Origin of the sequence: Fibrobacter sp. (genome assembly GCF_017551775.1) — a bacterium.
GTDB lineage: Bacteria > Fibrobacterota > Fibrobacteria > Fibrobacterales > Fibrobacteraceae > Fibrobacter.
On sequence record NZ_JAFZKX010000075.1, the window covers coordinates 1 to 12,088 of the forward strand.

Genomic DNA, 12,088 nt, shown 5'->3' on the forward strand with positions numbered 1-12,088 from the left:
AAAATATATTGAATACTACAACAATGACCGGATAAAACTGCGCCTAAACGGAATGAGTCCTGTACAATACCGGACTCATAACGCTGTTTTATCCTAACTTTAAACTGTCCAACTTTTTGGGGTCAGTTCACGCCTAGGGGGTTCTGCAAACCCCCGAATGTCATGCCAGATGTCATGCTGACGAAGGTCAGCATCGGATTGTTCTTTCCGGAGCCTGTCACCCCGAACTTGTTTCGGCATCACTATTCCTTACCTTCATTCGTCATGCTGACGGAGGTCAGCATCGGATTGTTCTTTCCGGAGCCTGTCACCCCGAACTTGTTTCGGCATCACCGTTCCTTACCTTCATTCGTCATGCTGACGGAGGTCAGCATCGGATTGTCTATACCAGAACCTGTCATGCCGAACTTGTTTCGGCATCACCGTTCCTTACCTTCATTCGTCATGCTGACGAAGGTCAGCATCGGATTGTCTATACCAGAACCTGTCATGCCGAACTTGTTTCGGCATCACCATTCCTTACCAGAACCGCTTTCTATAAGTATGTTTGCTTCGAGGGGCATTTCGCACGCAAACACGATCACTTCGTTTAAGTGTTTGCTTAGCAAAACGCCCTCTCTCCGCAAAGAAACACGAGAGTGGCTTCGGAAAGGGAATGTTTATCGCGGGAACGTTCCGAAGCATGTACTGCGAAAACCTTGTGATTGTTAATCACTGCGGCTTTCGCGAACCGCGGGTCTCGTATTAAACTGCAGGAAGATGTTTTTTTGTAATTGTCACCCTGGAGGGCAGTAAGCCCGATAGGGTCCACTAAGCATGCTTTACTCGGCTTGTTCTTCAACCTTCGTACAACGGACGGAGAAACCTTTTGCTTTGATTTCTCTATGATTTTGCTGCGGTGCAGAACTGTTTACGCTTATAAGAGCATGGTGTGCACGGATGTCTGGTTCTTCCGCATATTCCTCAGGGCGGAACCATGCTGTTTTATCCTTTAAACCAGAAAAAGTTCCATTGGTATTTCGTAATCCAGCACCAACTAGGGAGAATCCGCTGCTATTCGTTCCGCTAAAACCATGCATTGAACGCAAGCCCTTGACGCCATCATCATATTTGTCCTCATACCCCATCACGACACAATAATCATCGTAGGTAAACAGCCTCCAGCCATCAGGGCAGATTCCTTGGTGATTTTCCTGAATAAGGTCGGCGCAGCTCTCGGTATTGCAGCGGCTCGGCAGCTGCATCATCTCGGCCCACTGGTAGAGGCCACCGAATTCGTCACACTTGGTAGTATCATTGTTGTAGCAGTAGCGTTCGATCTTGGAATCGTCGTTCTGGTCATTTTCGCCAGGCACCATCTCGCCGATATTCAAGTTTTCCGCCATCACGGTAACAGAATATCCCTTATATTCCGAATAAATCGTTATGTAATAATAGCTACGGCCATTACGCGGATCCGTAAATGTCTTATAACGATTTTCACCAATACGCCAATCTTCCGCTAAAGCATCGGAGTGATCAAACGGCACGTATTCGCTGCTGCTCAACGGCGCCGATGAGGATGACTTGGCACTGCTACTGGACACATTTGTCGAGCTTGAACTCGACTTCGGAGTGACGCTCGAAGAGGACTTCGCGGAACTGCTAGACGCGACGCTCGAGGAAGACTTCGCGCTGCTAGATGTCATGCCGGCCGATGTGCCGGCATCGCCGTTTTTACTACTGCTGGACACGCTTGTCTCGTCTTCGCTTGACTGCGGTGTGACGTCTTCGATACTGCTGGACGACTCGTCATCGCGCGGGGCAAAACTGATGTCGTCATCCCCGCATGCCGCCAAGAAAAAAGCCAAAACAAACGCCAGGGAGATCCTTCGACTCCACTTCGTTGCGCTCAGGATGACACTCTCATTCATGTTCTTGCTTCTTCCTTACCTATTTCCATAAATATAATCGATATAAACCGGCATTGGTTCTGACGAAAATCGGTTGGGGTTGCTTTTTCTTGGGCGTTTGTGTATATTTGTTGGTGGAGATAGATTATGTCCTACGATGTTCTGGAAAAAGAGCTTCGGCTGTTGCCGGAATCCTACCTTGAAGATGTAGCCAAGTACATCCAGTTTTTGCTTTACCAGCATGAACAGGAACGTATGGCTCCTCTTGCGGAATCTGACGAGGAGTTCCAGGCCAAAATGAGAATGGGACTGGACGATGTAAGGGAAGGCCGTTACACCCCATTGGAAAAAGCTTTTGCAGATATCAAGCACAGTCTTGTGTAATGGAATACAAGGTTTTTGTAACTGAACGTGCAAAGTCCGACCTCGCTGAAGTGTATTCTTACATTTCAACAGAATTGCAATCGATAGCGACGGCTAACAATGTAATCGACTCGTTGCAGCGTGCGATGAAAGACTTGTCCATTATGCCTAACAGATATCATCGCTATATGGAAGAACCATGGCTTTCTGAGGGCGTGCGTTATTTTTCCGTTCGGAATTTCTCTGTATTTTATACTGTGGACGATGATGAACAAAGCGTTTTTGTTGTTCATGTAATTTACAGCAAAAGGGATTTTCCTCAGATTCTTCCGAAAATATGAGAGGGCCTCTCTAATAAAACTTTTGGAAGTCTATACCTATGAATGGAATTAGAAAACCCGCTGTCATTTTGGCGGATTCTATGGAAGAGTATATGGCTCCGCCGAATCCGTACAAACCTTCTCCAAAAGGGGAATTAAACCTTTTGGAACTTGGTCGTTATGCCAGACGGGTTGGAAAAACTGTTGATATGCTGACTGCCGAAGAGATTCTGCAGTTCAAGTTGTAATCATCTGATTTCAAAAGTCGGCTGGCTGCCGGTGAGCGTGACGGCGAGTGTCATCTTTTTGCGGCCGAGGGTGCGGATAACCGAGAAGGTGTCGCCTTCGCGGGCGATTTCCATTTTGCCGTCGCGAAGGACGGGATTGCTGCTCCGCATGGCGGTGAGTTCTTTCACCAGCGCGTAGACGGGTTCCTGCTGCATTTCGGGCAGTTTTTCCCAAGGGACGCTCCGGCGGTTGTCGGGGTCTTTGCCGCCAAGCATTCCGAGTTCCTCCCCGTAGTAAATGCAGGGGGCGCCGGGCATGAAGAACATCAGGGTGAGCGCGAACTTGATGCGTTCCCAGCCCGCGCAGGGCTGCGACTTGAGTCGCGTGGTGTCGTGGCTCCCGAGCAGGTTCATGGGGATGTCGCCACGACCCACAGGGAACGCTTCTTGCAGGCGGTTGCAGAACTCTTCCGTAGAAATCGGGTTCTCGTCGAAGAGGTACTTCATGACTGCCTTGCGGAAAAGGTAGTTCATCACGCCGTCGTACTGGTCGCCTTGCAGCCAGCGTTCGGGCGCATCCCAGATTTCGCCCACGATGTAGGCTTCCGGGTTGATTGCCTTCACTCGGCGGCGGAATTCCTGCCAGAACGAATCGTCGTTGATTTCGTTCGGCACGTCGAGGCGCCAGCCGTCAATGCCGCGCTTTGTCCAGTATTCGGCGACGGAGAAAAGGTACTCGCGCACTTCCGCACAATCGGTATTGAATTTCGGGAGCGCGGGAAAATTCCACCAGCATTCGTAATTGGGCTTGCCGGAGTAGGCGTTCAGCGGCCATCCCTTCACGTGGAACCAGTCCACGTACGGCGAATTCGGGCCCAGTTCCATGAGGCTGTTGAACTGGAAGAATCCGCGGGAGCAATGGTTGAAAACGCCGTCCAGTATGATGCGCAACTTGAGCTTGTGCGCCTTTTTCACCAGGCGGTCGAAATCTTCGAGCGTGCCGAGCACCGGGTCGATTTCGAAGTAGTCCACCGTATGGTAGCGGTGGTTGGAATTGCTCTTGAAAATCGGGCAAAGGTAAATCGCGTTTGCCCCGAGATTCTTGATGTATTCTAGTTTGTCTTCAATGCCGGCGAGGTTTCCGCCGAACATGTTCTCGCGCGTGGGTTTGGAGCCCCAAGGCACGAACTTGCCGACTGCATGGTACCGCTCCGATCGGCAGAACCGGTCGGGGAATATCTGGTAGAAGATGGCGTCTTTGACCCAGGCAGGAGCGAACATGTTAGTAGTTATTAGTTAATGGTTACTGGTTGCTAGAATTTCTAGTGTCAAGAAACTTCTAGACGCCTATAACACTAGTAACTCAGAACTCGGAACTTAAATCTTCCACATGGGGCGGCGCCTGCGGGTGTCGACCAGCTTGCGGATTTCGGAATTCAGCGCGGTGAAGGTCTCGAGGTCATCGACGGTCAGCGGGAGTCTGTAAGTCCAGTTGTTGCCGCCCACGGTTCCCGGGATGTTCACGCGTTCTTCTTCGGCGGGTATTTCGGAAAGCGTCGAGGAGAGCGCGAAGTAGTCCTGCACCGGCAAGATGCAGAACATGCTGTTCGACGAGAACACGTGCGTGAGGATGTTGCGGACCACCGGCGGGGTGAGCTTTTCGGGCGCCTTGCCGGTCATCTGCGCGTGCGACCAGTACAGGTCACGGTCGAAGTCCTTCTCTTCCCAGAGCCCGCGGAGGCTCGAGGTGTCGTGGCAGCTCGTGGTGCACACGGAGAGGCGCGGGTATTCCGCCATTTCGTAGTAGGGCGAATACGGCGCGTTCCAGTTGCGGGCCCAGCGTTCGATGCGCAGCGAAAGGATGTTGAGCTTCTTCAGTACGACCGGCACGCAGTTCGGGACAGCACCGAGGTCTTCGGCGCACACCAACATGTCGGTTTCCTTCGCGAGTATGGTAAGCAGCTTGGTGGCGTTCTCTTCCCACAGGCCTTCCTGCGCGGCTTCGTTCGCGTGGATGATGTCCTTCAGCTTGTCCTGCTCGTATTGCGGGAGCGTGCCGAGCACGGGCTGGTTGTACCAGTACCAGAACGGGTAGAAGGTATTCTCGTCGCCCGCCGGGATAAAGATGCGGTTCCAGTAGACCTTGAGGAGGGCGTCCTTCACGTTCTGCGGCTCGTCGAGCGAAGTGATGGCGCGCTCGTTGTAGAATTCCGGCTTGAACACGAATCGGGTGGCCTCGTTCGGGAGGCTCTCGAAGTAGACAGAGACGAGGTTCTCGGTCTCTTCGCCGAGGAATGCGCGGAGCTGGTCCACGGAGTAGTTCGGGCGGCGCAGGTATTCGAGCGTCTCGCGGCTGAAGCCTGCGTTGTGGAGCAGTTCCCAGGTAAGCGGGATGCACGGGTTGAAGCGCCCGAGGATTCCCGTGACTTCGCGCTGCGGGATAGACCAGATGCGGAAGAAACCGAGCACGTGGTCTATGCGGTAGGCGTGGTAGAACTTGCTCGCCTGCGCGAGGCGGTCTTTCCACCAGCGGAAACCGTCTTTCTCGATGACGTCCCAGCGGTAGGTGGGGAATCCCCAGTTCTGCCCGCTGTAGCTGAACATGTCAGGAGGTGCGCCCGCGCGGTCGTCGAGCGAGAAGTAATTGCGGTTGGCCCAGACGTCGGCGCTGTCCTCGTTGATGAGGATGGGAATGTCTCCCTTGATGTGGACTCCGAGCTTGGTGGCTTCGCCCACGGCGGCCGAGAACTGCAGCTCGGCTACGAACTGCATCCATGCCTGGTACAGGACTTCCTTGCGGTACTTGGTCCAAAGCTTGTCGAGGTCTTCTTCGGTGGGCTCGCGGTATTTCTTCCAGTCTTTCCAACTGGATTCTCCGTTCTGGGCCTTGAGCGTGCTGTATACGCAGTAAGCCTTCGCCCAGGTGTTGCTGTCGATCCATTTCGCGAGGCTCTTGTCCTTCTTGATTTGGTCGTAGCGGTTGTCGAAGATGCGGCGCAGTATCGTGCGCTTCCACGTGGAAATCTTGTAATAGTCAATTTTTGTCTGGTGGTCGAATTCCGATTTCGCTTCCTCGATTTCGGATTCGAACTCGCCGGAACCTTGCACCGCCTGGATGTTGATGAAAACCGGGTTCAGTGCGAAGGCGCTCCGCGCGCTGTAGGGGCTGGCCTCGGCGCCCGTGTCGTTCACCGGCAAGAGCTGGATGATGTCGAAGTCGCACATCCTGCACCATTTGGCAAACGGGATGAGGTCGAGGTATTCGCCGATGCCGATGCCGGCTCTGCTGCGGAGACTGAAGAGGGGGACGGCTACGCCGCTCTGGAAAGAAGAAATATCACCGTAACGCATGCCTTTAAATATAGTAAAGAGGGACGAAAACGTGATTTGGGGTGCCGTGGAGGGCTCTTTTCCTCGGGTTGTGCGCCGGAATAATTATATTCAACAGCATGAGTTGGGAATGCCGGTATTTGAGAGAAACATTCTGCGACAAGCGGAAACAGGAATGCAATCCGGGGGAACCGGGGTGCGTTTTGCGCGGGAAGGTGAGCTTCCCGTTAAAAGATGCGCCCGCGCCGCGTGCCAAAAAGCCCTCCGGCCCCAGCGAAAAATGACGGCCCGAAATGGGAAGCCCCAGGCGGAACAGCCCGTAACGCCATATAAAAAAGGTATCAAGAAACATCTTGATACCTGTAATTCTATTAACTAATAACCAGTGACCAGCGACTAGCGACCAGTTAAATAAGTCGCAGGATTTCTTGCGTGGTCTGTTCGGCGAAGCTGTTGTCTTGCACGAAGCGGCGCACTTCGGTCGGGTTGATGCGTGCGTATTCGGAGAGCGCGCGCCCGATACCGTTCCTAATATAATAGTCGTCTTCCTTGGCGCAAGTGAGGCAGAACTGGCGCAGGAGCGGCCAGTCGGTGCGGTCCTTGTACTGGATCTGGAAGATGATGGCGCTACGGCGGACCCAGATGTTCGGGTCGCGAATCCATGCGGTGATTTTGCTGCGCAGCGCGGGAAGCCTGAGGGCGAGGTCGCCCAGGATGCAGGCGGCGAGCGTGTCGACCGTATCTCTCCAAGCGCGGGTCTTGATAAGTTTTTTCAGAAAGTTAAGGTGCTGACCGCCGAGAAGATCCTTGTGGCGGAAGAGGTAATCGCATGCCGCGTACTGGATTTCGCGGTAAGGCTGCGACCACATGTCTTCGACCCTGGCTACGAGTTCAGCGTCATCTTTGGGCGGGTTCCTGTCGAATATCGGGTAAGTGACTTCGCGCCGCGGGACCAGCCTGATGCCGAGGAAATCGAATTGTTCCCTCGTCTTCTTGGACATCTCGTGTGCTTCTTCTTCGTTCGCGATAGCACGTAGTGCAAGTAGTATTTCTTGAGTGAACCTTAACATGACCCCACAAAAATAGTCCCAAAAGATTTTTTTTTCTAGGTCTTGACAAAACTTTTTTTCAAAATTTTTTATTTTTTCAAAGCTTTTTTGCAAAAAAATGACAAAAAATACTCTTGACAACGATTTTTTCTGAGATTTTAAGGCTTTATGGCTACTGAAAACGGCTCTTTATATAATGGTGTCATCGAGGTCCCGCCTGAACTCCGCGGCCCGTCCAATGAAGAAATTTTGCAGATGTCGGAGCGAGAAGACTCCGAAAGGCGCCGCCGTGCGGCCGCCAGGCCTTCGAAGCGCGAAAGGATTCGCCGCAAGATGAACAAGGAACTCGCCACCATGTCGCAGATCGGTGCGGGCATCGCGCGGGCCAATACGCGCCAGCCGGCCCCCATCCAGCACGTATCGGCGAAGAGCGGCGGACCGAAGGGGGAGGAGGGCTTCCAGAAGAAGCAGCCGTCCTTCGCCCGCAAGAAGCTTGAATCGCTGTTCAGCGCCGCCTTCCACCGCGACCGCCATGTGGAAGAGGCTCCCGTTTCGGCTCCGGTGAAAAAAGAACCGAAGTTCACCCCGCCCGCAGTCCCGTCGTCGGGTCGCGTGCTCAGGGGCTCGTTCGGTGCCAAGCGTTCCGACGAGGCCAAGGCGCAGGTCTATTCCGTCGCGGAACTCGAACGCATCCGCATGGAAGAACGCGCCAAGAAAATCCGTGCCGAACTCGCCCGCAAGAACAAGACCGTGGCACCCGCGGTCGCAGAAGACGGCACTCCGGTGAAGCGCCCGCGCGGACGCCCGCGCAAGAACCCGCTGCCTCCGACCGAACAGCCGTAAGCACCAGAAAAGAGAATACAAAAAAGCCCGCCTTCTTTCGAAAGCGGGCTTTTAAGAGGCAACGATCAGACTCGAACTGATGAATAAGGCTTTTGCAGAGCCGCCCCTTACCAACTTGGGTACGTCGCCGATTGTGAGCGCTAATATAGGTAATGATTGCGGTTTTATCAAGGGGCAAATGCGAAAAAAACTAGATTTCGACCATGTTTGGTGCAGTAACGCGCGCGTTCGGCGCGATTAAGGTGAATTTGGCCGCCCTGCTCGGGGAATTGTGGATGCGCAGCCTGCGGGTCCGCATCGACGCCCCCGCCGATTTCGGGCCGGGCATCCTGGGTTGCTGGCACCGCGACCTGCTGGCGAGTTTCGCCGCGTTCAAGGGCAGGGGAGTGCACGCTCTCGTCTCGGAATCCGGCGATGGGGAATTCCTCGCCCGTGCCATCGCCCGCATGGGCTTCTGGGTCAGCCGCGGTTCGGACACGCACGGTTCGCTCAACGTGCGCCATTTGGTACAAACTCTCAAGGAAGGCGGAACCGTGGGCATGGCGCTCGACGGTCCCCGCGGTCCGGCACTGCAGGTCAAGCCGGGTACGCCCTGGCTTTCTAAAGTTTCCGGCCGCCCGATATGGCTTATCTGCCCGCGCTACGGCGCGCATTTCCGCCTCAAGACCTGGGATAATTTTGTCGTTCCCTTGCCGTTGTCATCAATTGACATTCGAATTAAGTATTTTTGCCAAGAAGAAACAAAAAAACAAAAGGAGTAACCGTCGTGATTACATTGCCGCCAAAATTTGTCGCGTTTGACCTCGAAACGACCGGGCTTGTGAATACCAAGGATGAAATCGTCGAAATCGGTGCCGTGAAGTTCACCGTGGCCGTAGAAAAGGGCAAGGTAGTGCCCAAGCTCATCTCCGAGTTCAACACGCTGGTGAACCCGAACATGATGATTCCCGAAGAGGCTTCTCGCGTGAACCACATTACCGACGCCATGGTGAAGGACGCTCCCCCGGTGGGCGAGTGCCTCAAGAAGTTCACCGCGTTCTGCGGGCAGGGCTCCATTCTGCTTGCGCACAACGCTCCCTTCGACGTCGGCTTCTTGCGCGTGGCCTACTCCAAGAACCCGCAGTACGTTCCCGGCAACCCCGCTATCGACAGCCTGGTGGTCGCCCGTACGATTCTGCCCGAGCTCGACAACCACAAGCTCGGTTACATGGCGAACCTCTTCATGAAGCGCGGCGAGTTCACGATGAAGATCGATTCCGCGAAGATGCACCGCGCCGTGTACGACTGCGAGATGCTCATGGAAGTGTTCGTGGCGCTCATGCGCCGCCGGTTCAAGGAAAAGGACTGGGAAATGGCGAACATCATGGCGAGCCTCGCCAAGTACAAGGGCCTCCCGCTGTTCATCAACAAGCCGAACTAACCCTACAGTCATCCTGACGTCACCCTGAACTTGGTTCAGGGCAGGATCAGTTATAAACATTCCGACCCTGCCCTGAGTGTCCTCAGGGTGACTCCCGGGCGGAAGTGCTTCCGGTGCCATGCTCAGAATACACAAAACACCGCCAAAGGGCTGCCTTGGCGGTTGAATTCTGTTTCCGAAACGGGAATTAGATTCCGAGTTCCTGGGCGACGGCCTGGATGCCGAGCTTGCTGATGGTGCGGAGACCGGCAGCGCTCACGCGGAGGGTTACCCAGCGATCTTCTTCGGGGATGTAGAAGCGCTTCTTCTGGAGGTTGGGAAGCTGCTTCATCAACTTCTTGCGGTTGGAGTGGGAAACCATGTTACCCACGAGGCCGGCCTTACCGGTAACTTCACAAATGCGGCTCATAATAAACTCCGTTGTTTTTTACGGACTGCAATTTTAGATAAAAATTGGCAAATTGTCAAGGCTAAACTTAATCTTGCAGTTCCTTGGGAAGGTTAAATTTGGTCGATTCGACCAATTTTATGAAATTTTCGATGTTTAGGGGGGCAAATTTGGCCTTCAGCCACTCCACGACCTCCTGGACCAGCACCTCGGGTGCGGAGGCTCCGCTCGAAATACCGACCGATTCGACGCCGTCGAACCAGGCCGGATCGAGGTCGTTCACGTCGGCGATGAGGTAGCTCTTGATGCCCTGTTCGAGCCCGAGTTCCATGAGACGGCTGGAATTGGAGGAGTTTTTCGCCCCGACGACCAGGAGCATGTCGACCTGCTTGCACAGATCGAGCACCGCGGCCTGGCGGTTGCCTGTCGCGTAGCAGAGGTCGCCTGCGTTGGGGCCGATAATACCCGGGAAACGGGCCTTGAGGGCCTCGATGATCTTGCGGGTTTCGGCCACGGAGAGCGTGGTCTGCGTGATGTAGGCGAGTTCCTTGCCCTCGGGCACCTGGACCGTCGCTACGTCATTCTCGTTCTGGATGAGCGAGATGGCGCCTTCGGGGAGCTGCCCGAGCGTGCCGACCACTTCGGCGTGGCCCGCGTGGCCAATCAAGATGATATGGCGGCCAGCGGTGTAGTGGCGCTTGGCGCTGTAGTGGACCTTGAGCACCAGCGGGCAGCTCGCGTCGAGGACCTTCAGGTGGCGCGCTTCGGCGTCGGCGTATACGTGTTCTGCGACCCCGTGGGCCGAGAAAATGACGACGGAACCTTCGGGAACTTCGTCCACCTCGTCCACGAAAATGACGCCCTTCTCTTTGAGGGTGTCGACGACGAACTTGTTGTGCACGATTTCGTGGCGCATGTAGATGGATGTGCCGTATTTTTCAAGGGCCTTCTCGACTACGTGGATGGCGCGGTCGACACCGGCGCAGAACCCGCGGGGGGTGGCAAGTACAATCTTCTTCATGGTTATTTCGCGTTTGGGGTTGGGAGCAGATCGCTCAGGAATTCCACGAACTGCGTGTACGAATCTTCTAGCTTTTCCCGCTCGTGGGCGAGGAACCGCTCGATGTTCCTGGTGTCGGCGATGTTCCTGCGGGGGTAGTCCTCGGGCCCGCGGAGCTGCGTGAGCACGCCTTCGCGCACGAGGGTGGCCACGTTTTCGGCCTGGCCTGCGGAATAGGGCCCGATGCTGGTGCGGACTCCGGCCTGGAGCGGCTCCCAGAAGTCGTGCACGCCGAGGAAGCGGCTGAACGAGCCTCCGACGACCGCGGTTTTCGAGACGGCGAATATTTCGGCGGTGATGCCGAACTTGTTTACCATCGAGATGGCGCCTTTCTGGACTTCGGGCCATTCGACGACGGGAATCTTCTTTTCGGCGAGCGCCTTGCGGAACTGTTCCACTTCTTCGAGCCTGCGCGGGGCGAGCACCATGGATTCGTTCTGCAGCAAGGAGAACGACAACATGCGATAGAGGCTCGACCATTCCGAATAGTGTATCGAGACGAAGAAAGTGTCGACGGTCTTTTCGGCTCCGGCGGCATCGCCCTCTGCTGAGGGATTGGCGTCGTTTGTCGCGGGTTTGTTGCCGCGCGCCCAGGGGAGGAGCTTCCAGTCGCCGCCGATGATGGGGCTGCCGATGTTCGAGCGCGACGCCACGTTCATCAGGCGCGAAAGGTCGGCGCCGGTCTGCATGCTCGCGAACCCGATGGTAGAAAAGTCTATGCCCGGTATGGAGGCGTGGTAGCGGCCCGAGACTATGGCGACGGAGGGCCTGTAGCTCAGCCGCTTCATGGTGGATAGGTAGCCCGGCCACAGTTCGTTCTCGCCCAGGACGAGCGCGATGGGCTTCGCCTTTTTTGCGAACTTTGCCATTGCCGCCGGTGTATCGGCCGGGGCTATGCAGGCTTCGATGCTCGGCGTCGGCATGGCGTTGCGGAGGTATTCGAGTACTTCCGCCTTCTGCGTGGTGATAAGGATTCTCGGGCAGTCCGCGATGTCTTGCTGCAGGAACTTCGCGAGGTTCAGGAGCATCTTGCATTCGCCGAGACTTGCTCCGTGCAGCCAGAGGAACGGACCTTCGGGCCATGGACCTTCCAAACGTTCGTTTATACGAAACCGTTTGTCTGCGACGGGGACACGCGCCACAGCCTTTGCGGCGGTGCCGATAGCGGAGCGGGCGATGTCCAGCGCGTTAAACAT

At 55.2% G+C, this 12,088-nt stretch carries 15 protein-coding genes and 1 tRNA gene; 7 read left to right on the top strand and 9 right to left on the bottom strand.

All coding sequences use genetic code 11. The features are described 5' to 3' along the window. On the top strand, positions 1 to 97 hold a 97-nt coding region (locus tag IK012_RS08610), incomplete at its 5' end, for an IS3 family transposase (protein ID WP_290951517.1). A 724-nt stretch (positions 98 to 821) separates the two neighbouring features. Here the strand turns inward: IK012_RS08610 and IK012_RS08615 are convergent. Further along, complete coding sequence (locus tag IK012_RS08615; RefSeq protein ID WP_290953193.1) at positions 822 to 1,850, bottom strand: FISUMP domain-containing protein; 1,029 nt, start codon at positions 1,848 to 1,850, stop codon at positions 822 to 824. A 189-nt stretch (positions 1,851 to 2,039) separates the two neighbouring features. Between IK012_RS08615 and IK012_RS08620 the strand changes: the two genes are divergently transcribed. Genes IK012_RS08620 through IK012_RS08630 form a run of 3 tightly spaced genes read left to right on the top strand, consistent with a single transcriptional unit; the run spans position 2,040 to position 2,823 of the window. Beyond that, a complete protein-coding gene (locus IK012_RS08620) occupies positions 2,040 to 2,276 on the top strand; it encodes a hypothetical protein (RefSeq protein ID WP_290953196.1) in 237 nt (78 codons plus the stop codon). Continuing rightward, positions 2,276 to 2,596 carry a type II toxin-antitoxin system RelE/ParE family toxin gene (locus IK012_RS08625; protein WP_290953199.1) on the top strand — a complete coding sequence of 107 codons (321 nt, stop codon included), beginning with the start codon at positions 2,276 to 2,278 and terminating at the stop codon, positions 2,594 to 2,596. The genes IK012_RS08620 and IK012_RS08625 overlap by 1 nt, the downstream gene beginning before the upstream one ends. Positions 2,597 to 2,634: 38 nt before the next feature. Then, positions 2,635 to 2,823: a hypothetical protein gene (locus tag IK012_RS08630; protein WP_290953202.1), complete on the top strand. Its 189-nt coding sequence runs from the start codon at positions 2,635 to 2,637 to the stop codon at positions 2,821 to 2,823. Here the strand turns inward: IK012_RS08630 and IK012_RS08635 are convergent, their stop codons facing one another. The 4 genes from IK012_RS08635 to IK012_RS08650 all read right to left on the bottom strand — a co-directional run bounded on the left by IK012_RS08635 (position 2,824) and on the right by IK012_RS08650 (position 7,202). Then, a complete protein-coding gene (locus tag IK012_RS08635; protein WP_290953205.1) occupies positions 2,824 to 4,083 on the bottom strand; it encodes a glycoside hydrolase family 13 protein in 1,260 nt (419 codons plus the stop codon). A 96-nt stretch (positions 4,084 to 4,179) separates the two neighbouring features. Continuing rightward, on the bottom strand, positions 4,180 to 6,153 hold the full coding sequence (locus IK012_RS08640) for a 4-alpha-glucanotransferase (RefSeq protein WP_290953208.1): 1,974 nt from the start codon (positions 6,151 to 6,153) through the stop codon (positions 4,180 to 4,182). A 4-nt stretch (positions 6,154 to 6,157) separates the two neighbouring features. Then, complete coding sequence (locus tag IK012_RS08645) at positions 6,158 to 6,484, bottom strand: hypothetical protein (protein ID WP_290953211.1); 327 nt, start codon at positions 6,482 to 6,484, stop codon at positions 6,158 to 6,160. 55 nt (positions 6,485 to 6,539) lie between these two features. Then, a complete protein-coding gene (locus IK012_RS08650; protein WP_173345545.1) occupies positions 6,540 to 7,202 on the bottom strand; it encodes a DNA alkylation repair protein in 663 nt (220 codons plus the stop codon). A 147-nt stretch (positions 7,203 to 7,349) separates the two neighbouring features. Here IK012_RS08650 and IK012_RS08655 point away from each other — a divergent pair, with 147 nt between their 5' ends. Continuing rightward, on the top strand, positions 7,350 to 8,024 hold the full coding sequence (locus tag IK012_RS08655) for a hypothetical protein (RefSeq protein WP_290953215.1): 675 nt from the start codon (positions 7,350 to 7,352) through the stop codon (positions 8,022 to 8,024). Positions 8,025 to 8,080: 56 nt separating this feature from the next. On the opposite strand, the gene IK012_RS08660 is transcribed toward IK012_RS08655, so the two are convergent. Continuing rightward, positions 8,081 to 8,153 (bottom strand) — tRNA-Cys (locus tag IK012_RS08660). A 74-nt stretch (positions 8,154 to 8,227) separates the two neighbouring features. On the opposite strand from IK012_RS08660, the gene IK012_RS08665 reads away from it, so the two are divergent. Then, complete coding sequence (locus tag IK012_RS08665; protein ID WP_290953218.1) at positions 8,228 to 8,785, top strand: DUF374 domain-containing protein; 558 nt, start codon at positions 8,228 to 8,230, stop codon at positions 8,783 to 8,785. Between the two features lie 5 nt (positions 8,786 to 8,790). Next, positions 8,791 to 9,444: a PolC-type DNA polymerase III gene (locus IK012_RS08670; protein ID WP_173379419.1), complete on the top strand. Its 654-nt coding sequence runs from the start codon at positions 8,791 to 8,793 to the stop codon at positions 9,442 to 9,444. Between the two features lie 187 nt (positions 9,445 to 9,631). Here the strand turns inward: IK012_RS08670 and rpmB are convergent, their stop codons facing one another. From rpmB to IK012_RS08685, 3 genes are all read right to left on the bottom strand, one after another. Next, positions 9,632 to 9,853: a 50S ribosomal protein L28 gene (gene rpmB / locus IK012_RS08675; RefSeq protein WP_088636662.1), complete on the bottom strand. Its 222-nt coding sequence runs from the start codon at positions 9,851 to 9,853 to the stop codon at positions 9,632 to 9,634. Between the two features lie 67 nt (positions 9,854 to 9,920). Further along, on the bottom strand, positions 9,921 to 10,853 hold the full coding sequence (gene ispH, locus IK012_RS08680; RefSeq protein WP_290953222.1) for a 4-hydroxy-3-methylbut-2-enyl diphosphate reductase: 933 nt from the start codon (positions 10,851 to 10,853) through the stop codon (positions 9,921 to 9,923). 2 nt (positions 10,854 to 10,855) lie between these two features. After that, the gene (locus IK012_RS08685) at positions 10,856 to 12,088 is read right to left on the bottom strand and encodes a glycosyltransferase N-terminal domain-containing protein (RefSeq protein WP_290953225.1); all 1,233 of its coding nucleotides are present in this window, start codon (positions 12,086 to 12,088) and stop codon (positions 10,856 to 10,858) included.